This window comes from Pseudonocardia sp. DxW (genome assembly GCF_058448985.1).
Genome location: NZ_JBZFLK010000007.1, coordinates 15,384 through 35,165 on the forward strand (window position 1 = coordinate 15,384; position 19,782 = coordinate 35,165).

The following is a 19,782-nucleotide window of genomic DNA, read 5'->3' on the forward strand; positions in this document are numbered from 1 at the left end:
TCACGATGGTCGGGGCCCTGTGCGGTGCCCGATCCGGGGAGGGGCGCAACGATGGGGGCAGGGATCCCGGAGCAACGGTCCGGGCAGGATGCGCCGTTCCTCACCGTGGCCGAGGTGGCCGAGCGGATGCGGGTGTCGCGGATGACGGTGTACCGGCTGGTGCACTCGGGGGAGCTGCCGGCGGTCCGGTTCGGCCGCTCGTTCCGGGTGCCACCGGAGTCGGTCGAGTCGTTGATCGAGTCCGCCCGCTACACGGGGAGCTGAGGCGGGCCCGATGGTGCCGACCGACGCCGCGAGCGCACGGCGGGTGGCCGGTACCTACGACACGGCGGAGGCGGGCGCCGAGCGCGCCCGGACGCTCGCGCTGCTGGCCGCGCGGCCCGGCGAGCGGGTGCTGGTGATCGGGAGCGGCCCCGGGCAGCTCCTCGCCGAGCTGGCCGACGCGGTCGGGCCCGGTGTGCACGGGATCGACCCGGATCCGGTGATGGTCACCCTGGCCCGGCGCCGCTGCCGCACCCGTGCGGTCGTCGAGCAGCGGGCGCTCGGCGGGCCCGGCTCGCTGCCGGACGGACCGTTCGACGCCGTCGCCTGCCTGCAGGTGCTGGAGTTCCTGCCCGATCCCGGTCCGGCCCCGGCCGAGCTGCACCGGGTGCTGCGCCCGGGCGGGCGGCTGCTCGTGCTCGACACCGACTGGACGTCGCTGCACTGGCCCGGCCCCGGGCAGGACCGGCACCGCCGGATCCGGGACGCGTGGTGCACCACGGTGCCGCGGCCGCGGTTGCCGCACGAGCTGGGGCCGATGCTGCGCGCCGCCGGGTTCACCGGCGAGTGGTCCGAGCGGGCGCCGATGCGCGGACCCGCGTCACACGGCTACGGGCTCGCGCTGCGCGAGATGGTGGCCGCCGCGGCGCCCGGCCGGTGCGGGCTGAACCGGGCCGAGGTGGACGCCTGGGTGTCCGGCGTCGCGGCCTGCGGGGACGAGCCGTTCTCGGTGGACCGGTGGTTCCTCGGCGCGACCAGGCGGTGAACCGGGCACCGGGCCGGGGTGCGTCAGCCGAAGCCGTGGCTGCGGATCGCGGCCGGGCCGCCGTCGCGCAGCGCCTCCAGGACGGCCCGCTCGTGCGGCACCGTCGCCGCCGGGAGCGCGGTCAGCAGGAACCAGTCCAGCCCGGCCGTCTTGCCGGCCTCGGCCCCCCGCGGTTCGCCCGTCCAGCGGCGGCAGGTGAAGAAGAAGTCGACCCGCTCGTCGATCGGCCTGCCGTTGCCGTGGGTGCGGTGGACCGCGGTCAGCGGGACCAGATCGTCCCGGGCGATCGTCAGGCCGAGCTCCTCGCGGGCCTCGCGGACAGCGGCGGCCGGCGGGTCCTCCCCCTGCTCGACGTGCCCGGCCGCGGCGGCCGCCCAGTGGCCGTCCATGTAGCCGGTGTTCGCGCGCAGCTGCAGCAGCACCTCGGTGCGCTCGCCGGTGCCGCGCAGCAGCAGCACGTAGGACGCGGGGACCACCTGGTAACGATCGGTCACCACCCGACCCTAGGCCGTGCCGGGGCGCGGACGGTCGCCCGGTGCGGTGTTCCCGGTGCACACCCGGTGCGCGATCCGTCGGTGCAACACCGGGGTAACGCGGCGGCACTACCGTCGCCGGATGGCGGTCCACACCTCCCGGCGGGTCCGGGTCGACGACCGGCTGGGCGTCGTGCCGCCGCGGGGCTCGGAACTGCGGTTCCGGACCGTGCACGGCTACCGGCGGGCGTTCCGGGTCGCCGGGTCCGGCCCGGCGGTGGTGCTGGTGCACGGCATCGGTGACAGCTCCGCGACCTGGGAGGCCGTGCTGCCCGCGCTCGCGCGCAAGCACCTGGTGATCGCGCCCGACCTGCTCGGGCACGGCAACTCGGAGAAGCCGCGGGCCGACTACTCGGTGGCCGCCTACGCCAACGGCATCCGCGACCTGCTCGGCGTGCTGGGCGTGCAGCGGGCCACCCTGGTCGGGCACTCGCTGGGTGGCGGCGTCGCCATGCAGTTCGCCTACCAGTTCCCGGAGCGGACCGAACGGCTCGTGCTCGTCGGCACCGGCGGGGCCGGTCCGGACGTGACGCCGCTGCTGCGCGCGGTGAGCATGCCCGGCGCGCAGGCCCTGCTCGCCGCGCTGCAGCTGCCGCCGCTGCGCTGGCAGGCCGGCCTGGTGATCGACGCGCTGCGGCTGCTCGGCACCGATCTCGGCCGCGACGCCGACGACCTGATCCGGGTGATCGACGCGCTGCCCGACGCCACCGCCCGGGCGGCGTTCATCCGGACCCTGCGCGCCGTCGTCGACTGGCGCGGCCAGGTCGTGACGATGCTCGACCGCTGCTACCTCACCCGCGGGATGCCGACGCTGCTCGTGTGGGGCGAGCGGGACGCGGTGGTACCCGTCGAGCACGCCTACACCGCGCACCGGGCGATGCCGGGGAGCCGGTTGGAGATCTTCGGCGACACCGGGCACTTCCCGTTCCACTCCGATCCGGCCCGCTTCGTCGGCCTGCTGGAGGAGTTCCTCTCCTCGACCGAACCGGCCCGCTGGAGTGCCGAGCAGTGGCGCCAGCTGCTGCGCTGCCCGCCCGCCGCGACCGGGACCCGGCCGGGGCCGGTCTCGGCGACCTGACCGGCGCGCTCACCCGAGCACGCCGAGCCACTGCGCGGCACAGTCCGGGCAGACGCCGGTCGTCGGGTCGGTGCGGTGCACCTGGCGCAGGCAGACCACGCAGTGCGCGAGCCGGCGGCGGGCCCGGCGGACCAGCCCGTCCCGGATCTCGCGGACCAGCAGCATCGCCTCGCTCTCCGGGTCGGCGCAGTCCTCGATCGCCGCGATCTCCTGCACGTCGGCCGGCTCGAGCGCACCGGTGGGCGGTCCCGGTTCGGGACGGGCGAGCAGCGGCGGTCCGTGCGGCGCGATGCCGAGCATCAGCTGCGCGGGCTCCCCCGCCAGGAACCACTCGACGGGCTCCGGCCCGGCCCCGGGCGGGGTCAGGCCCGCGGTGCGCAGGTCGGTGTCGGTCCAGCCGCCGGCGCGCAGCTCGGCGGGGCTGAGCCCGAAGTGCCGCAGGCCCTCCGCCGGGAGGCCCAGCTCCCCCAGCTCGGACGGGGACGGGACGCCGACGTACATCCGGCCGCGGCCGTCCGTTCCCGGACCGGCCCCGGGACCCGGACCGGTGCCCTGTGCCGGACCGGCGGCCGGACGGGAGTCGCCGCCGGCGTCGGTTCCGGGGGCGGCGGGGCCACGGCCCGGATCGGGGACGGGTACTCCGGTCCCACCATCGGCCGGGCCGCCGCCAGCCCCACCATCGGCCGGGCCGCCGCCGGTCGCGCGGCGCCAGGGGGCGCCGAGGACCAGGGCGAGGATCCTCGGGTCGGTCCGCAGTCGCTCGGCGATCTCCACCGTCCGGTCGGTCAGGTCGGGCACGGCCACCCCCTCCTCACTCGCTCACGTCCGTTCCGGCGACCGGGCTTGCCGGCACCGGGTTCACCGGCGACCGGGCTCACCGGCACCGGGCTCACGGCACCGGGCTCACGGCACCGGGCTCACCGGCACCGCGGGGCCCCCGGGAACGGCAGCCGGGGCCGAGACCGGCGGCCGGGGCCGATGAACGGCCGGGCGCCGGCGGACGTCACCGATGGCGCCGCCCGGACCGGGACGCACCGCGGGGCGGCACCGGAGTCCGGTACCGCCCCGCGGGTGGAACGTCAGCTGCAACCGCTGGTGGAGCCGCAGCCCTCGCAGAGGTAGCAGGATCCGGCGGGCCGCATCTTCGTCCCGCAGGTCATGCACAGCGGGGCGTCGGCGGCCTTGCCCAGCCGCAGCTCGAGCAGCTCGGTCGAGCTGCCGACCTCGACCGGGGCCGGTTCGACGGCCGGGTCCTTCTTCTCGGTGGTGGTGGGCACCGACGAGCGGAACTCGTCGAGGTCCAGGTTCTCCCCCGAGCCGTACTCGTTCTCGACCTGGGCCGACCGCTCGTCCGAGGAGAAGATGCCCAGCTGGGCCCGCTTCTCGTAGGGCAGGTGGTCCAGCGCGAGCCGGCGGAACAGGTAGTCCAGCACCGAGGTGGCGATCCGGACGTCCGGGTCGTCGGTCATGCCGGCCGGCTCGAAGCGCAGGTTGGAGAACTTCGAGACGTAGAACTCCAGCGGGATGCCGTACTGCAGGCCGACCGAGATCGACATGGAGAACGCGTCCATCACGCCGGCCAGGGTGGAGCCCTGCTTGCCGAGCTTGACGAAGATCTCGCCGAGCCCGTCGTCGGGGTAGCTGCCCGCGGTGAGGTAGCCCTCGGCGCCGCCGACGGTGAACGACACCGTCTCGCTCGGGCGCTTCTTGGGGAGCCGCTTGCGGATCGGCCGCTGCTCGACGACGACCGTCGGCGCCGACTCGGCCTCCGCGGACTTCTCGCCCGAGCTGCCCTTGCCCGCCGACAGCGGCTGCCCGACCTTGCAGTTGTCCCGGTAGATGGCGAGGGCCTTGAGGCCGAGCCGCCAGCCCTCGAGGTAGATCCGCTCGACGTCCTCCACGGTGGCCCGCTCGGGCATGTTCACCGTCTTGGAGATCGCGCCGGACAGGAACGGCTGCGCGGCCGCCATCATCCGGACGTGCCCCATCGGGGCGATCGACCGCTCCCCCATGGCGCAGTCGAACACCTCGTAGTGCTCGGGCTTCATGCCCGGGGCGTCGATGACGTGGCCGTGCTCGGCGACGTACTCGACGATGGCCTCGGCTTGCTCGGCCTGGTAGCCGAGGTTGTCCAGGGCCCGGCGCACGGTCTGGTTGACGATCTGCATGGAGCCGCCGCCGACCAGCTTCTTGAACTTGACCAGCGCCAGGTCCGGCTCGATGCCGGTCGTGTCGCAGTCCATCATCAGGCCGATCGTGCCGGTCGGGGCCAGCACGGACGCCTGCGCGTTGCGCCAGCCGTTCGCCTCGCCGATCTCCTGGCACTTCTTCCAGGTCTGCGACGCGAGCTGCTGGACCGGGGTGGACGCCGGGAAGCTGCGGATCCCGTCGTTCGCCGCGGCGTGCTTGCGGATCACCCGCTGGTGGGCCTCGGCGTTGCGGGCGTAGCCCTCGTAGGGACCGACGACCCCGGCGAGCTCGGCGGAGCGCTTGTAGGCGGCGCCGGTCATCAGCGAGGTGATCGCCCCGGCGAGTGCCCGGCCGCCCTCGGAGTCGTAGGCGTGCCCGGTCGCCATGAGCAGCGCGCCCAGGTTCGCGTAGCCGATGCCGAGCTGCCGGAAGCGCCGCGTGGTGTCGGCGATCGGGTCGGTCGGGAAGTCCGCGAAGCAGATGGAGATGTCCATCGCGGTGATGATCAGCTCGACGGCCTTGGCGAAGGTCTCGGCGTCGAACCGGTCGTCGGCGTCGAGGAACTTGAGCAGGTTCAGCGACGCGAGGTTGCAGCTGGAGTTGTCCAGGTGCATGTACTCCGAGCACGGGTTCGACGCGGTGATCCGCCCCGACTCCGGCGTGGTGTGCCAGTCGTTGATCGTGCCGTCGTACTGGATGCCGGGGTCGGCGCAGTTCCAGGCGGCCTCGGCGATGCCGCGGAAGAGCTTCCGCGCGTCGGTGCGGTCGATGATCTCGCCGGTCATCCGGGCGCGGAGGCCGAAGTCGGTGCCCTCCTCGACCGCGCGCATGAACTCGTCGGTCACCCGGACCGAGTTGTTCGCGTTCTGGTACTGCACCGACGTGATGTCGGAGCCGCCCAGGTCCATGTCGAACCCGGCGTCGCGCAGCACCCGGACCTTGGCCTCCTCCTTGGCCTTGGTCTCGACGAACTCCTCGATGTCGGGGTGGTCGACGTCGAGCACGACCATCTTCGCCGCCCGGCGGGTCGCGCCGCCCGACTTGATGGTGCCGGCGGAGGCGTCCGCGCCGCGCATGAAGGAGACCGGGCCGGACGCGGTGCCGCCGGAGGACAGCAGCTCACGCGAGGAGCGGATCCGGGACAGGTTGAGGCCGGCGCCGGAGCCGCCCTTGAAGATCAGGCCCTCCTCCCGGTACCAGTTCAGGATCGACTCCATGGTGTCGTCGACCGAGAGGATGAAGCAGGCGCTGACCTGCTGCGGGCTGGCGGTGCCCACGTTGAACCAGACCGGCGAGTTGAAGCTGAACACCTGGTGCAGCAGCATCCAGGTCAGCTCGTGGTCGAAGATCTCGGCGTCGGCCTCGGTGGCGAAGTAGCCGTGCTCGACGCCGGCCCGCCGGTAGGTGCCGACCACCCGGTCGATGAGCTGGCGCAGGCTCGACTCGCGGGTCTCGCTGCCGACGGCGCCACGGAAGTACTTGCTGGTGACGATGTTGGTGGCGTTCACCGACCAGGCCCGCGGGAACTCGACGCCGCGCTGCTCGAAGTTCACCGTGCCGTCCCGCCAGTTCGTCATGACGACGTCCCGGCGCTCCCACTCGACCTGCTCGTACGGGTGCACACCCTCGGTCGTGAAGACCCGCTGCACGGGCAGCCCGGCGCGCTGCCTGGCGCCCGCCTTCCCGCGGCCGCGCGCCTTCGCGGGCGCGTCGCCGTTCTGGGCCGTGTTCTGGGTCGTGCTCCCGGTCCCTGTCGCCGGGCCCCCGACGGTCTCGGTCATGAACTGCCTCCGCATCCGACGTTCCTCTCCCGCGCGCTGGGGTGCGCGGGCACCCGAGGCGGTGCTGGGACACCGCCCCCGTTCCCGGTCCGGCCGATCAGTGCCGGTCCGCCGCCGGTGGCTGCGCCCCCTGCGCGCCCGCACCGGTACCGCCGGATCGGCGTCAGCCGTCCCGGTTGCCGGCCCCGTCGTCGGCTGCTTCCCCGGCAGCCGCCGAACGGAGGTCGGCGATCTCCTTCTCGAAGTCCTCGATGGAGGAGAAGGATCGGTAGACGCTCGCGAACCGCAGGTACGCGACCTCGTCGAGCTCGCGCAGCGGTCCGAGGATCGCCAGCCCCACCTCGTGGCTGGGAATCTCGGCCGCACCGCGGGCCCGCACCGTCTCCTCGACCCGGTGGGCGAGCTGCTGCAGGTCGTCCTCGTCGACCGGCCGGCCCTGACACGCCCGTCGAACCCCGCCGACAACTTTCTGCCGGCTGAAGGGCTCGCTCACCCCGCTGCGCTTGACGACGGCGAGCACGGTCTCCTCGACCGTGGTGAACCGGCGACCGCAGGCGGTGCAGGACCGGCGGCGGCGGGTGCAGGTCCCGTCGTCGGCGGTCCGGGAGTCGATCACCCGCGAATCCGGGTGGCGGCAGAACGGGCAACGCACGTCGGCACTCCCCTTCTCCCGTGACCCGGCGGGAATTCTCCGCCCCGCACCGCGATGTACCGCGGTGACGGCTCCCCCAACCAGTGGGAGAACGACACCAATGTAACCCCTACATATTGGGGTGCGCCATCCCCGGGTCCGATATGGCGCCGAGCTTCGCCCGATCGAGAACGAGGGTCGCACACGGCCCCCGCGCGGCCGCCGGAGCACACGGATCATGAACCTGCACATCCGCCCTGATCAGTGCGCGTGACGCGATCCCGGGGTCCGTCCGGCGCCCCGGGCGGACCGCGACGGACGGTGTCGCGGGTCGGGGACACGCCATCCCGACGCGCCGGGCGGCAAGGCTCCTGTCACGCGCGGCGACCGTGCCCGATGTGGTCTCCCGGTCGGGCGGGCGACGCCCGGCACGGCTGCCGGTCGGTCGGATCGCATGCGGCGCGGATCCCGCTCGGCCCCGCAGCGCACGGCACGGCCGCCGACCGGTCGCATCGCATACGCCGCGGACCCCGCTCGGCCCGGCGGGTTCCCGGCGCGCCCGGCGTCACGGAGCGGCCGGAGCCGTCGCCGCCGGCCCGGGTGCCGGGGCGACCTCGGCGTTCCATCCGGCCGCCGCATCCCCGAGCAGCCCCAGGACCACGACCACCGTGGCCGAGCAGACCACCGTGGCGACCCCGGCCAGCAGTCGCTCACCCCGTGAGCGACGTCGCACCACCGGACGGTGCCGCCGGGCAGGGGCCACGCAGTGGCGCCCCGGTGGGCGCACCGCGCGGACCCGCGCAGTCGCGTGCCCGGCCGGAGCCGCCCCGGGATTCCGGGTGAAGGCCACGCCAGATCCGGCGACCCGGGACGCCGTGGACGCAGCAGGGAACGCCACGCTCGACGCCACGGCCGGGGCCGCGGCGGACGCCGCTCCCGGGCCGGCGGGCGATGTACGTGGACCGGAGGCCCGCTCGGGGGCACCGGAGGCCCGCTCGGGCACCTCGGATCCGGGGACGGGCATGTCCCACCGGGCGGCGGCCCGGGCCGCCGCGGATCCGCGGGCCGGACGCCGCGCCCCGGCACAGCGCACCGCGTGGGCGGCCCCGGCACGCACCCGCTCGCGCACCCCGGCAGCGCCGGACCACTGCGGCGCATTCGCGGCCGCCGCCCGGCCCGGCCGACCGGTCCGTGGCCGCGGTGCCACCTCACGCACGTCGAGCTCTCGCATGGCTCCTCCTGCTCCTCGAGGACCACCCGCCTGCTGCGGCGGAACGGTCACCGTCGACGCCGGCCACACCCGGCCACGCGTCCCGCCCATCCCGCCCGGCCCTTCCCCGGGGCCGGTCGAACGGGCGTGCGAGCTGTGTAGCACCGGGCACCGACAGGAATCGGATCGCCGCTGCTCAGCCCGCTCCGGCCGGGCTCAGTGGCCGGCCGGCAGCACGCTCTGGACGACCACCGACGGCGGTGTCGACACCGCCGCCACCACCGCTGCCGAGACCTCCGCGAGCAGACCCAGCCCGATCACCGTCGCCGCCGAGGCGAGCCCGATCCCCAGTCCCTGGACGGCCCGCCGCAGCACGCCACCGGGTGCCGCCACACCCCGCGCCCGGGCGACCGACCACCCCGCTCGCGCCGGCCACGCCAACCGCACCGGCCGCACCGACCACGCCGGCCGCACCGGCCGCGCCGACCGCGCCGACCGCGCCGACCGCGCCGGCTGCACCGGCCGCGCCCGTTGCGCCCGTTGCGCTGACCGCGTCGGCTGCATCGGCCGCCTCGACTGCTCAGTTCGCCCCGGGCTCGCCGGCGGCACGGATCGCGCCTGCCGCCCGACCTCCCACGGCCGGACCTCGGTCACCACACCCATGCCGCTCGCCTCCCTGCCCGCACGGGACGCCCGCCCCGGACACCCCGACGCTCGAATCGATGTTCGATCGAACGCCTGTGCGATGTTCTACCACCGGTGCCCGACGGAATCCACGACACGCGGGTGACGAACTTCGAACGCATGTTTGGCGGACCGGCCGAAGGCGGCTAGTGTCCGTGCCGGTACATCCTCGAGGAGGCGAATGCGATGGCAGCGGACGAGTCCGGAGGCGGTGCGTCCCCCGGGCGGGGTTCCGCCGACGTCCGGGAGTTCCCCGAGCCCCCGGCCGACACGCGCGGTCTGACCCCGCGGCAGCGGAAGGTCCTGGCGGTGATCCGGGACTGGGTCGACCGCTACGGCTACCCGCCGAGCGTGCGGGAGATCGGCGACGCGGTGGGGCTGACCTCCACGTCGTCGGTGCACCACCAGCTGCGGACCCTGGAGCGCAAGGGATTCCTGCGCCGGGACCCGAACCGGACCCGTGCGGTCGACGTGCGCAGCCCCGACCAGACCGCCGCGGGCGACGGGACCGACGCCGACACCGAGGCAGGGCGCTCGGAGCGGCCGGCACCCGCGTTCGTGCCGCTGCTCGGCGACATCGCCGCCGGTGGGCCGATCCTGGCCGAGCAGGCCGTGCAGGACGTGTTCCCGCTCCCCCGCGAGATCGTCGGCGAGGGCACCCTGTTCCTGCTGAACGTCAAGGGTGACTCCATGGTGGACGCGGCGATCACCGACGGGGACTGGGTCGTCGTCCGGCAGCAGCCGGTCGCGGAACAGGGCGAGGTGGTCGCGGCGATGATCGACGGCGAGGCGACCGTCAAGACGTTCCGGCGCCGGGACGGTCACATCTGGCTGATGCCGGCCAACGACGCCTACGAGCCGATCCCGGGTGACGAGGCGTCGATCCTGGGCCGGGTCGTCGCGGTGCTGCGCCGGCTCTGAGCCGACCCCCGGGCCGGGGCACGGTGCCGATCCCGAGCCGGGGCACGGTCACCGCCTGCGGCGGCCGTGCAGCGCCATCGCCCCGACCCCGGCGAGCAGCACCGCGACGACGACCGCCATCCCGGCCGCGGCGGGCAGCCACGGCGGGAAGGACCGGACGTCGGGTGCCTCCGCCGGCTGGGCCGCGACCGGTGCGGCCGGTGCCGTCGCGGCGGCAACCGCACCGGCGACCGACCGGATCGCGGCCGGTGACAGGCCCCGCGCCTCGGTGGCGGAGTGCAGCGTCCCGCGGCCGTCCAGAGCCACCGCCTCGCCCTGCGGCTCACCGGGCAGCGGCACCTGCAGCGGGGCCCCGCCCAGCGCCCCGACCAGGACGTCCCCGGTCACCGGGCCGTCGGGCAGCGGGAACAGCCAGGCGTCGGTGTAGGTGCGCAGGGCCGCGGCCCGCCCGCCGTCCGCCGCGACCGGTCCGACGGCGCCGCCGGTGATCGTCCGCGTGCCGACCGCGCCCAGCGGGCCGCCGATGGTCGCCGAGTACGGCAGGACGGCGTCGGCCACCCGTTCCAGCGCCACCGCCGAGTCCTCGGTGAGCGGCTCCGCGGGCCGGTACAGCCCGGCCGCCCCGGTGGTCTTGTCCACGATCAGCGGGGTCCCGTCGTCGGCGAGGAGCACCGCCTCGGCGTCCCGCGGACCGTCCGGGTAGACGAGGTCGTAGCTGCGGGGCGGTCCGTCGACCGGCAGCACGACCAGGCGCACCGACTCGCGGCGCGCCGTGTTGTCGCCGATGTCGGCGAGCCAGAGCCCGCCGTCCGGTGTGCGGCCGAGATCCTCGACGTCGGTGACCCGCACCGGGGCGTCCCGTTGCGCCGTCACCGTGCAACCCACCGGATCGAGGGTGAACACCTCGGCGGTGCCGCCGCCGTCGACGATCGCCTGATAGTGCTGCGGCGGCTCCCCCGGTGCGCCGTCGGTGACGAGCCCGGAGATCTCGGCCAGTCGCGGATCCTCGATCGTGCAGACCGGGCGCGGCTCGTCCACGGACGACGGGTCAGCGTCAGGCGGCGGGACGACCGGGCGCGCGGCCGGCGGCGGCGCCCCAGGCATTCCGGGCGCGCCGGCCGTCCCGACGGCAGGCGGCCCGGCGGCCGCCACTGCGCAGGCCGGCCCGAGTGTCACGAGGAGCAGACCCACGGCGGCCCACCGCAGCGTTCCCGGGGCGGCCCGCCGCAGCGTTCCCGGGGCGGCCCGCCGCAGCGTTCCCGGGGCGGCCCGCCGCAGCGTCCCCAGGGCGGCCCGCCGCCGTGTCACCCGGACGCGGCCGCCCGGCCCGCCCCTCGATCCGGCCCGGACCGCCCGGGTCAGCGCCCCGCCGCCGTCGCCGGCAGGTCGGGATCGGACCCGCTGTCGGTACCGGCCGGGCCGCCCGCCACCGCGAACGGCAGGACCGCGGTGCCCAGCTCCGGCCCGACCCTGGCCCGGACCCGGGTGCCCTCGGGGGTGTGCTCCTCGGCGAGGACCTCGCCCTCGTCGTGCAGGCGGGCGACCAGCGCGCCCTCGGTGTAGGGCAGTAGCAGGTCGACGTCGTACTCCGGGCGGGGCAGCAGGCCGGCGATCCGGTCCCGGAGCAGGTCGATGCCGTCGCCGCGATGCGCGGAGACGAACACCGCGTCGGGCTGGGCGTGCCGGAGCCGGGCGAGCGCCAGGTCGCCGGCGGCGTCGGTCTTGTTGACCACGAGCAGCTCGGTCGGCATGCTGCCGCCCTGCTCCTCGCCGATCTCGACCAGCACCTTCCGGACGGCGGCGATCTGGTCGCCGGGCAGCGGATCGGAGCCGTCGACCACGTGCACCAGCAGGTCCGCGTGGGCGGCCTCCTCCAGCGTCGACCGGAACGCCTCGATCAGCTGGTGCGGTAGGTGCCGGACGAAGCCGACGGTGTCGGTGAGGGTGTAGACCCGCCCGTCCGGCGTCTCGGTCCGGCGGGTGGTCGGGTCGAGGGTGGCGAACAGCGCGTCCTCGACCAGCACGCCGGCGTCGGTGAGCTGGTTGAGCAGGCTGGACTTGCCGGCGTTGGTGTAGCCGACGATCGCGACGGACGGGACCTCGTTGCGCCTGCGGTTGCCGCGCTGGGTCTCCCGGACCTGACGCATCGCGCCGATCTCGCGGCGCAGCTTCGACATGCGCGCACGGATCCGGCGGCGGTCGAGCTCGATCTTCGTCTCACCCGGGCCGCGGCCGCCGATCCCGACGCCGCCCGCGGCACGACCGCCGACCTGGCGGGACAGCGCCTCACCCCAGCCGCGCAGCCGGGGCAGCAGGTAGGACAGCTGGGCCAGCTCGACCTGCGCCTTGCCGTCCCGCGAGCGGGCGTGCTGGGCGAAGATGTCGAGGATCAGCGCGGTCCGGTCGATCACCTTGACCTTGAGCCGCTCCTCGAGCTGACGGAGCTGACCGGGCGACAGCTCGCCGTCGCAGATCACCGTGTCGGCCTCCGCGGCGCGCACGGCGACGCCGAGCTCGTCGACCTTGCCGGAGCCGATGAAGGTCGCCGGATCGGGTGTCGACCGGCGCTGGACCAGGCCGTCGAGCACCTCGGAGCCCGCCGTCTCGGCCAGCCGGGCCAGCTCGGCGAGCGAGGCCTCCGCCTGCTCGGCGGATCCCTCGGTCCAGACGCCGACCAGCACCACCCGCTCCAGGCGCAGGCGGCGGTACTCGACCTCGGTGACGTCGGTGAGCTCGGTCGACAGGCCGCCGATGCGGCGGAGCGACGAGCGCTCCTCGAGTTCGAGTTCCCCGGTGGACGGGCTGGCGGGCGTGTGGGCTTCAGTCATCTTGCCCCCGAGTGTCCCACGTTCCCCGAGCCGCTGTCCGGTCCGTTTCGCCGGGCGGGTCACCCGGGTAGAGCGCCAGGTACACGGCGCGCGGCTCGGCGGCCGGCGCAGCACGCGGCGGGGTCTGCTCCAGCACGGCCGGGCTGCTGCTCTCCCCGCTGCGCCGGCTGCGGGACCTGCCCGGGCAGTGAATCCCGCCGTGATCAACGTATGGCGCGACCCAGGTCTTGCGGCAAGCCCCCGGTCCCGGCGGAGGATCTGCGCCGACCACAGCACGCGGACACGGAACGGGGTCGACCATGACGGGCACAGACGACGGCGCGAACGGGCCGACGCCGTTCGAGGTCTTCCGCCCGGGGACGCTGCTGCACGGCACCCGGGCCGATCTCGCGGTCGGCGACCTGCTGCTGCCCGGCCGGTTCTCCAACTTCGAGCCGGGACGCGTGATGAACCACGTCTACCTGACCGAGACGCTCGACACCGCGGCCTGGGGCGCCGAGCTCGCGGCCGGCGACGGGCCCGGTCGCATCTACCTGGTCGAGCCCACCGGCGACGTCGAGGACGACGACCCGAACGTCACCGACACGAAGTTCCCCGGCAACCCGACCCGGTCCTACCGGACCCGCGAACCCGTCCGCGTCGTCGGCGAGCTCGAGGACTGGACCGGCCACACCGCCGAACAGGTGCAGGCGATGCGGGACGGCCTCGCCGACCTCCGGCGGCGCGGCGTCGCCGTCATCCACGACTGACGCCGGCGACCGGTCAGGCCGGGGACTCCCACCAGCCGCGGTCCAGCTCGCCGGTGGCGAGCAGCACGGCGGGGCCGTGCAGCACGGTGGCGCCGGTGCGATCCGCCGATCCGGCCTCGACGGTGACCCACAGCTCGCCGCCGGGCGTGTCGACCCGCACGTCGCCCGCGGCGTGCCCGGCGGCGCGCAGCGCGGCGACGACGGCGGCGACCGTGCCGGTGCCGCAGGCCCTGGTCTCCCCCACGCCGCGCTCGTGCACCCGCATCCGGATCCGGCCGCCGACGGCGGGACCGTCGAGCGGGGTCAGGAACTCGACGTTGACGCCGTGCGGGAACACGTCCGGATCGTGCGCCGGGGCGCGGGTCAGGTCCAGCGCGTCCGGGTCGGCGGAGACGACGCAGGCCAGGTGCGGATTGCCGACGTCGAGCACCAGCCCGTCGAACCGGGCGGTCCCGCTGGTCGCGACCGACGCCGGACCGATCGTGACCGGCCCCATCTCCACCGACACGCCCTCGCCGGTGACGGTCGCGGTGCGCACCCCGGCCCGGGTGCCGATCGCACCCCCGCCCGGCGACCAGCCGCGCTCGTGCAGGTAGCGGGCGAAGACCCGCACGCCGTTGCCGCACATCTCGGCGATCGAGCCGTCGCCGTTGCGGTAGTCCATGAACCACTCGACGCCGGGGACCGGCTCCGGGACCGTCTCGTCGCCGGCCAGCTTCGCCCAGCGCACCACCCGCAGCACGCCGTCGGCGCCGAGACCGCGATGCCGGTCGCAGAGCGCCGCGACCCGCTCCGGGGTCAGGTCGAGCGCGGCATCCGGGTCGGGCAGCACGACGAAGTCGTTCTGCGTGCCGTGCCCCTTGGTGAACGCGATCCCGCCGGTCATGACACCAGCCTACGAGCCAGCACCGACAGTGCGTCCGCGGCCGGATCGTCGGCGGCCCCGTCGATCCAGTGGATGCGCCGGTCCCGGCGGAACCAGGCCCGCTGGCGGCGGACGAACCGCCGGGTGGCCTGCACCGTCTCCGTGCGGATCCGCTCCCGCTCGTCCGGGCCGGGCTCGGTACCCGCCCGGTCGAACGCGTCGAGCACCTGGCGGTAGCCCAGCGCCCGGGACGCGGTGCGGCCGCGGGCGAGCCCGGCCGGGAGCAGCCGCCGGGTCTCCTCGATCAGGCCGTCGTCGAGCATCCGGTCCACCCGCCGGGCGACCCGCTCGTCGAGCTCGTCGACACCGCGGTCGACGCCGAGCAGGACGGCGCCGTAGCGCGGCGGGCCGGTGGTCGGCAACGTCGCCCGGAACGGGCGCCCGGTCAGCGCGATCACCTCGAGCGCGCGGACGATCCGGCGCCCGTTCGACGGCAGCACCTCGGCCGCGGCCGCCGGGTCCACCTCGGCCAGCCTGCGGTGCAGGGCGGCGGGGCCGAGCCGGTCCAGCTCCTCCTGCAGCCCGGCGCGCAGGTCCGGATCGGTGCCCGGGAACTCCAGCTCGTCGATCACCGCCTGCACGTACAGCCCGGACCCGCCGACCAGCACCGGGGTGCGGCCCGCGGCGCGCAGCCGCTCGATCACCGCGCGGGCCTCCCGCTGGTAGGCGGCGACCGACGCGGACTCGTCGACGTCGAGCACGTCGAGCTGGTGGTGCGGGACGCCGCGGCGCTCGGCCGGGGACAGCTTCGCGGTGCCGATGTCGAGCCCCCGGTAGAGCTGCATCGCGTCGGCGTTGACCACCTCGCCGTCGAGCGCGAGCGCGATCTCCAGCCCCAGGTCGGACTTGCCGGTCGCGGTGGGCCCGACCACGGCCACCAGGTCCGGCGTCACGACGGCGCCCAGAACGCGACGTGGTAGGCGACGCCGTAGGGCGCGCCGGTGTGCCGGTGGGTCGCCGACCAGCTGCGGCCCGCCGCGGCACCGGCCAGCACCTGCCACGGCGCGCGGCCGGCCGCCCACAGCTGCGCGGCCGCCGCCGGGTCGAGCCCGGCCAGCGCGTCCGGGTCGGCCCGGTCCAGCGCGTCGGCGACGACGGCGTCGAACGCCTCGGCCCGCTCGTCGAACCCGCCGGGGGCGGTCGCCGTGTGCTTGGCGGCGCCGTCGCCGACGACCAGCAGCCCGGCGTCGCCCGCGGCGAGCTCCGCGCCCAGGGTGAGGCAGTCGGCGACCGCCGCGTCCGGCGCGACGAGCTCGCCGCGCACCGAGCGCACCCCCGAACCGGCGGCCGCCCATCCGGCGACCAGCAGCGGCAGCGGCAGCTCCGCGCCCTCGTGCGGCCCGTCGTCGCCGGGCAGCGCGACCGGCACGTCCCGGCCGTACCCGGCGAACGTCCCCCGGGCACCGGCGGGCACCGACCGCCGCCCGCCCGGGTCGGCCCCGACCGCGATCCACTCCGGGGCGACGGCGGCCAGCGCGGCGACGACCTCCCGGACCGCGGCCCGGACCGCCTCGGTCCCGGCGGCGGTGTCCCCGCTCAGCTCCGGGACGAGCAGCGGCGGCTGGGGGATGACGGCGATCGCGGCGGGCACGACGTCCGAGCCTAACGACCCGCACGCGGCCACCGGCCCGCGGGCGGTGTCGCCGCCGGTCGTCACCGGGCAGGGGCTCTGCGGTTCCCCCGGAGGCGGTTCACCTGCTTGAATCGCGTTTCCGACTCCCGCCGCGGCGCGGAGTTCGGCGCGCGCACGGCCCCGGCCGGACACGGACGGGGCGCCCGCCGGTGATCCGGTGGGCCGAACGAGGAGGACACACCGGTGCCCGAGACCAACGCCGCCACACCCGGACGACCGGGCCCGCCACCGGCCGGGCCCGCACCGAAGCCGGGCCCCCGGCCCGGACCGCCACCGGGCGCCCGCCCGGGGCCGCCGCCCGCCGCACCCGCCGCGGCCCCCGCCCCGCCCGCCGCGCAGCCCTCCCCCGTCCCGTCCGCCGCGGCGGACCCGGGCCGGTGGGGCCGCGCCGACGACGACGGCACCATCCACCTGATCACCCCGGACGGTGACCGGGTGGTCGGCTCCTACCAGGCCGGTCCGCCGGCCGAGGGCCTGGAGCACTACGCGAAGCGGTTCGACGCCCAGGTCACCGAGACCGAGGTGCTGGCCGCCCGGATCGCCGGCGGCGGGGACCCGAAGGCGTCGCTGACCGCGCTGCAGGCGCTGCGCGACGGGCTGGACGACGCCCCGGTGATCGGCGACGTCGCCGCCCTGCGGTCCCGGCTCGACGAGCTCGTCGCGCGCGCCGAGCAGGGCGTCGCCGCGGCCCGCGAGGAGCGCGACCGGGCCCGCGCGGACGCGGTGGCCCGCAAGGAGGCGCTGGCCGTCGAGGCGGAGAAGCTCGCCGAGGACTCCACCCAGTGGAAGCAGGCCGGCGACCGGTTCAAGACGATCCTCGACGAGTGGCGCACCATCAAGGGCGTCGACCGCCGGACCGACGAGCAGCTGTGGCGCCGCTACTCCAAGGCCCGCGAGGTGTTCAACCGGCGCCGCGGGTCGCACTTCGCCGACCTGGACCGGCAGCGGGTGACCGCCAAGGGCCGCAAGGAGGAGCTGGCGGTCCGGGCCGAGGAGCTCGCCGACTCCGACGAGTGGTCCTCGACCGCCGCCGCCTACCGGGACCTGATGACCGAGTGGAAGGCCGCCGGGCGGGCGCACCGGGAGGCCGACGACGCGCTGTGGGCCCGGTTCCGCGGCGCGCAGGACCGGTTCTTCGCCCGCCGCAACGAGCACTTCGCCGCCCGCGACTCCGAGTTCGCCGCGAACGCCGAGGCGAAGAAGGCGCTGCTCGCCGAGGCCGAGAAGATCGACCTGTCGGACCCGGACACCGCCCGGGCCGCGCTGCGCGGCGTGCAGGAGCGGTGGGAGGAGATCGGCAAGGTCCCGCGCGAGGACATCCGCACCCTGGAGGGCAGGCTGCGCGGGATCGAGGAGAAGGTCGCCGAGGCCGCCGAGGCGAAGTGGCGCCGGACCGACCCGGAGGCCCAGGCCAGGGTCGAGCAGTTCCGGTCCCGGGTCGAGCAGTTCGAGGCGCAGGCGGAGAAGGCCGAGGCGGCGGGCGACCGCAGGCGCGCCGAGCAGGCCCGCGCCCAGGCCACCCAGTGGCGGGAGTGGCTGGACGCGGCCGAGCAGTCGGTCAACGAGCGCTGACCGGCCGGGGCGGGGCCCCGCTCACGTCCGCGAGAGCGCGGCCCCGGCCCACACGAAGGTCAGCACGACGACCGCGAGCACACCCAGCACCAGCCCGATGCCGGGCCCGGGTGCGGCGCCGGTCTGCAGCGACCAGATCGCCCACAGCCCGGTCACCGAGGTGATGCCGCAGCCGAACGCGGCCAGCCAGGCCAGCACCCACAGCCGGGTCAGCAGAGCCGCGACCGAGACGACGATCGCGAACGTCGTCATCGTGTAGGAGAAGAACGTCGGGAACGGCCCGCCCGCGTCGGCGGCCAGGATCTGCCAGCCCGGCGCCCCGGCCACCCACGGCAGCAGCAGCGAGGCGACGGCCGCCACCACGCCGACGGCGACCACCATCGCCCGGGTACCGGGGTCGATCCGGCGCATCGCGGCACGGCCGACCCCGTCGATCTCGGCGCGGGTCTGCGGGGACACGTCGCTCATCGGGAACCTCCGGAGATGGTGGCGGGGACCCCGCAGCCGGTGGCCGGCTCGGGCTCGTCGGCCGGCCTGCCGAACACGGGCAGCCCCAGTGTCGTGGGTGCGGTGGTGGGTGCGCCGGCCGGACGGGTGCCGGCCTCGGCCGCGGCGCCCGCCCGGGTGCGGCGGTGGGTCAGCACTCCGCCGTCGGCGACGAGATGGTGCGGCGCCCCGCGGTCGATCACGACGGTGACCACGTCGCCCGGCCGGATCCCGGTCGTCGTACCGGGGGCGAAGTGCACCAGCCGCCCGTCCCGGGCGCGGCCGGTGAGCCGCCGGGTCGCGCCGTCCTTGCGGCCCTCGCCGCTGGACACCAGCAGCTCCACCTCGCGCCCCTCCTGGGCGCGGTTCTCCTGCCAGGAGATCTCCTCCTGCAGCGCGACCAGCCGCTCGTAGCGCTCCTGGACGACCTCCTTGGGCAGCTGGCCGTCCATCTCGGCGGCGGGCGTGCCGGGCCGGGTCGAGTACTGGAAGGTGAACGCCTGGGCGAACCGGGCCTCACGCACCACGTCGAGGGTGTCGGCGAAGTCCCGCTCGGTCTCGCCGGGGAAGCCGACGATGATGTCGGTGGAGATCGCGGCGTGCGGGATCGACTCGCGCACCTCGGCCAGGATCCGCAGGAACCGCGACGACCGGTAGGAGCGGCGCATCCGGCGCAGCACGTCGTCCGAGCCGGACTGCAGCGGCATGTGCAGCTGCGGGCAGACGTTCGGCGTCTGGGCCATCGCGGCGATCACGTCGGAGGTGAAGTCGCGCGGGTGCGGGCTGGTGAACCGCACCCGTTCCAGGCCCTCGACGTCGCCGCAGGACCGCAGCAGCTTCGCGAACGCGCCGCGCCCCGCCTCGCCGCCGAACTCCGAGCCGTAGGCGTTGACGTTCTGCCCGAGCAGGGTCACCTCCAGCACGCCGTCGGCGGCGAGCGCGGAGACCTCGGCGAGCACGTCGCCGGGGCGCCGGTCGCGCTCCTTGCCGCGCAGCGACGGCACGATGCAGAAGGTGCAGGTGTTGTTGCAGCCGACCGAGATCGAGACCCAGCCGGCGTAGGCGGACTCGCGCCGGGCGGGCAGCGTCGACGGGAACACCTCGAGCGACTCGGCGATCTCGACCTGCGCGGCCTCGTTGTGCCGGGCCCGGTCCAGCAGGGTGGGCAGGGCGTGAACGTTGTGCGTGCCGAACACGACGTCCACCCACGGGGCGCGGCGGGTGATCGTCTCCCGGTCCTTCTGCGCGAGGCAGCCGCCGACCGCGATCTGCATGTCCGGGTTGGCGACCTTGCGCGGCCGCAGGTGCCCGAGGTTGCCGTAGAGCTTGTTGTCGGCGTTCTCCCGGACCGCGCAGGTGTTGAACACGACGACGTCGGCGGTGTCGGGATCCTCGGCCCTGGCGTACCCGGCGCCCTCCAGGAGCCCGGCCATCCGCTCGGAGTCGTGCACGTTCATCTGACACCCGTAGGTGCGCACGGTGTAGCTGCGGCTCACCCCTGCGAGGGTAGGCGCCACCCCGACCCACCTGCTGC

The 19,782-nt window shown here is 75.5% G+C and carries 19 protein-coding genes; 6 read left to right on the plus strand and 13 right to left on the minus strand.

The features are described from left to right. Nucleotides 1–51: 51 nt before the first annotated feature. Both ACVJO7_RS12460 and ACVJO7_RS12465 read left to right on the plus strand, forming a co-directional pair. A complete protein-coding gene (locus ACVJO7_RS12460) occupies nt 52–264 on the plus strand; it encodes a helix-turn-helix domain-containing protein (RefSeq protein ID WP_344027551.1) in 213 nt (70 codons plus the stop codon). A 10-nt stretch (nt 265–274) separates the two neighbouring features. Then, nucleotides 275–1,027 carry a methyltransferase domain-containing protein gene (locus ACVJO7_RS12465; protein WP_491673005.1) on the plus strand — a complete coding sequence of 251 codons (753 nt, stop codon included), beginning with the start codon at nt 275–277 and terminating at the stop codon, nt 1,025–1,027. Between the two features lie 23 nt (nt 1,028–1,050). On the opposite strand, the gene ACVJO7_RS12470 is transcribed toward ACVJO7_RS12465, so the two are convergent. Continuing rightward, complete coding sequence (locus tag ACVJO7_RS12470) at nt 1,051–1,521, minus strand: NUDIX hydrolase (RefSeq protein ID WP_491673006.1); 471 nt, start codon at nt 1,519–1,521, stop codon at nt 1,051–1,053. Nucleotides 1,522–1,642: 121 nt separating this feature from the next. Between ACVJO7_RS12470 and ACVJO7_RS12475 the strand changes: the two genes are divergently transcribed. Beyond that, the gene (locus ACVJO7_RS12475) at nt 1,643–2,638 is read left to right on the plus strand and encodes an alpha/beta fold hydrolase (protein ID WP_491673007.1); all 996 of its coding nucleotides are present in this window, start codon (nt 1,643–1,645) and stop codon (nt 2,636–2,638) included. A 9-nt stretch (nt 2,639–2,647) separates the two neighbouring features. On the opposite strand, the gene ACVJO7_RS12480 is transcribed toward ACVJO7_RS12475, so the two are convergent. The 5 genes from ACVJO7_RS12480 to ACVJO7_RS12500 form a co-directional block, all read right to left on the minus strand. After that, nucleotides 2,648–3,436: a hypothetical protein gene (locus tag ACVJO7_RS12480; protein ID WP_491673008.1), complete on the minus strand. Its 789-nt coding sequence runs from the start codon at nt 3,434–3,436 to the stop codon at nt 2,648–2,650. Between the two features lie 281 nt (nt 3,437–3,717). Further along, nucleotides 3,718–6,609 (minus strand): vitamin B12-dependent ribonucleotide reductase, encoded by a 2,892-nt coding sequence (locus tag ACVJO7_RS12485; protein WP_491673009.1) that lies wholly within the window; start codon nt 6,607–6,609, stop codon nt 3,718–3,720. Between the two features lie 163 nt (nt 6,610–6,772). After that, on the minus strand, nt 6,773–7,261 hold the full coding sequence (nrdR, locus tag ACVJO7_RS12490; protein WP_344027540.1) for a transcriptional regulator NrdR: 489 nt from the start codon (nt 7,259–7,261) through the stop codon (nt 6,773–6,775). Between the two features lie 544 nt (nt 7,262–7,805). Further along, nucleotides 7,806–7,973, minus strand: a complete 168-nt coding sequence (locus ACVJO7_RS12495) for a hypothetical protein (RefSeq protein WP_344027538.1) — start codon at nt 7,971–7,973, stop codon at nt 7,806–7,808. 693 nt (nt 7,974–8,666) lie between these two features. After that, complete coding sequence (locus ACVJO7_RS12500; protein WP_491673010.1) at nt 8,667–8,843, minus strand: hypothetical protein; 177 nt, start codon at nt 8,841–8,843, stop codon at nt 8,667–8,669. 477 nt (nt 8,844–9,320) lie between these two features. Between ACVJO7_RS12500 and lexA the strand changes: the two genes are divergently transcribed. Beyond that, nucleotides 9,321–10,055, plus strand: a complete 735-nt coding sequence (gene lexA / locus ACVJO7_RS12505) for a transcriptional repressor LexA (RefSeq protein WP_358482469.1) — start codon at nt 9,321–9,323, stop codon at nt 10,053–10,055. A gap of 48 nt (nt 10,056–10,103) precedes the next feature. On the opposite strand, the gene ACVJO7_RS12510 is transcribed toward lexA, so the two are convergent. Both ACVJO7_RS12510 and hflX read right to left on the minus strand, forming a co-directional pair. Next, a complete protein-coding gene (locus ACVJO7_RS12510; RefSeq protein ID WP_491673011.1) occupies nt 10,104–11,093 on the minus strand; it encodes a hypothetical protein in 990 nt (329 codons plus the stop codon). A gap of 320 nt (nt 11,094–11,413) precedes the next feature. Next, nucleotides 11,414–12,883 (minus strand): GTPase HflX, encoded by a 1,470-nt coding sequence (gene hflX / locus ACVJO7_RS12515; protein WP_491673012.1) that lies wholly within the window; start codon nt 12,881–12,883, stop codon nt 11,414–11,416. Nucleotides 12,884–13,182: 299 nt separating this feature from the next. Here hflX and arr point away from each other — a divergent pair, with 299 nt between their 5' ends. Next, nucleotides 13,183–13,632 carry an NAD(+)--rifampin ADP-ribosyltransferase gene (gene arr / locus ACVJO7_RS12520; protein ID WP_491673013.1) on the plus strand — a complete coding sequence of 150 codons (450 nt, stop codon included), beginning with the start codon at nt 13,183–13,185 and terminating at the stop codon, nt 13,630–13,632. A gap of 13 nt (nt 13,633–13,645) precedes the next feature. On the opposite strand, the gene dapF is transcribed toward arr, so the two are convergent. The 3 genes from dapF to ACVJO7_RS12535 are packed head-to-tail and all read right to left on the minus strand — an operon-like array spanning nt 13,646 to nt 16,148. After that, nucleotides 13,646–14,518 carry a diaminopimelate epimerase gene (dapF, locus tag ACVJO7_RS12525; RefSeq protein ID WP_491673014.1) on the minus strand — a complete coding sequence of 291 codons (873 nt, stop codon included), beginning with the start codon at nt 14,516–14,518 and terminating at the stop codon, nt 13,646–13,648. After that, nucleotides 14,515–15,450: a tRNA (adenosine(37)-N6)-dimethylallyltransferase MiaA gene (miaA, locus tag ACVJO7_RS12530; protein WP_491673015.1), complete on the minus strand. Its 936-nt coding sequence runs from the start codon at nt 15,448–15,450 to the stop codon at nt 14,515–14,517. Before miaA ends, dapF begins: the two co-directional genes overlap by 4 nt. Next, nucleotides 15,447–16,148, minus strand: coding sequence for a class III extradiol ring-cleavage dioxygenase family protein (locus tag ACVJO7_RS12535; RefSeq protein ID WP_491673016.1), 702 nt, complete (start codon nt 16,146–16,148; stop codon nt 15,447–15,449). Before ACVJO7_RS12535 ends, miaA begins: the two co-directional genes overlap by 4 nt. A gap of 225 nt (nt 16,149–16,373) precedes the next feature. Between ACVJO7_RS12535 and ACVJO7_RS12540 the strand changes: the two genes are divergently transcribed. Continuing rightward, nucleotides 16,374–17,762 carry a DUF349 domain-containing protein gene (locus ACVJO7_RS12540; protein WP_491673017.1) on the plus strand — a complete coding sequence of 463 codons (1,389 nt, stop codon included), beginning with the start codon at nt 16,374–16,376 and terminating at the stop codon, nt 17,760–17,762. A gap of 21 nt (nt 17,763–17,783) precedes the next feature. Here ACVJO7_RS12540 and ACVJO7_RS12545 read toward each other — a convergent pair whose 3' ends face one another. Together ACVJO7_RS12545 and miaB are read right to left on the minus strand one after the other, a co-directional pair. Then, complete coding sequence (locus tag ACVJO7_RS12545; RefSeq protein ID WP_344028081.1) at nt 17,784–18,230, minus strand: Rv2732c family membrane protein; 447 nt, start codon at nt 18,228–18,230, stop codon at nt 17,784–17,786. Next, nucleotides 18,227–19,744: a tRNA (N6-isopentenyl adenosine(37)-C2)-methylthiotransferase MiaB gene (gene miaB, locus ACVJO7_RS12550; protein WP_491673018.1), complete on the minus strand. Its 1,518-nt coding sequence runs from the start codon at nt 19,742–19,744 to the stop codon at nt 18,227–18,229. The genes ACVJO7_RS12545 and miaB overlap by 4 nt, the downstream gene beginning before the upstream one ends. Nucleotides 19,745–19,782: the final 38 nt, after the last annotated feature.

Excerpts from the sequence above, each read along its gene's own strand:
- ACVJO7_RS12460 (WP_344027551.1), top strand. The coding sequence starts at position 52 with ATGGGGGCAGGGATCCCGGAGCAACGGTCCGGGCAGGATGCGCCGTTC.
- ACVJO7_RS12465 (WP_491673005.1), top strand. The coding sequence starts at position 275 with ATGGTGCCGACCGACGCCGCGAGCGCACGGCGGGTGGCCGGTACCTAC.
- ACVJO7_RS12475 (WP_491673007.1), top strand. The coding sequence starts at position 1,643 with ATGGCGGTCCACACCTCCCGGCGGGTCCGGGTCGACGACCGGCTGGGC.
- ACVJO7_RS12485 (WP_491673009.1), bottom strand. The coding sequence starts at position 6,609 with ATGACCGAGACCGTCGGGGGCCCGGCGACAGGGACCGGGAGCACGACC.
- lexA (WP_358482469.1), top strand. The coding sequence starts at position 9,321 with ATGGCAGCGGACGAGTCCGGAGGCGGTGCGTCCCCCGGGCGGGGTTCC.
- hflX (WP_491673012.1), bottom strand. The coding sequence starts at position 12,883 with ATGACTGAAGCCCACACGCCCGCCAGCCCGTCCACCGGGGAACTCGAA.
- arr (WP_491673013.1), top strand. The coding sequence starts at position 13,183 with ATGACGGGCACAGACGACGGCGCGAACGGGCCGACGCCGTTCGAGGTC.
- dapF (WP_491673014.1), bottom strand. The coding sequence starts at position 14,518 with ATGACCGGCGGGATCGCGTTCACCAAGGGGCACGGCACGCAGAACGAC.
- ACVJO7_RS12545 (WP_344028081.1), bottom strand. The coding sequence starts at position 18,230 with ATGAGCGACGTGTCCCCGCAGACCCGCGCCGAGATCGACGGGGTCGGC.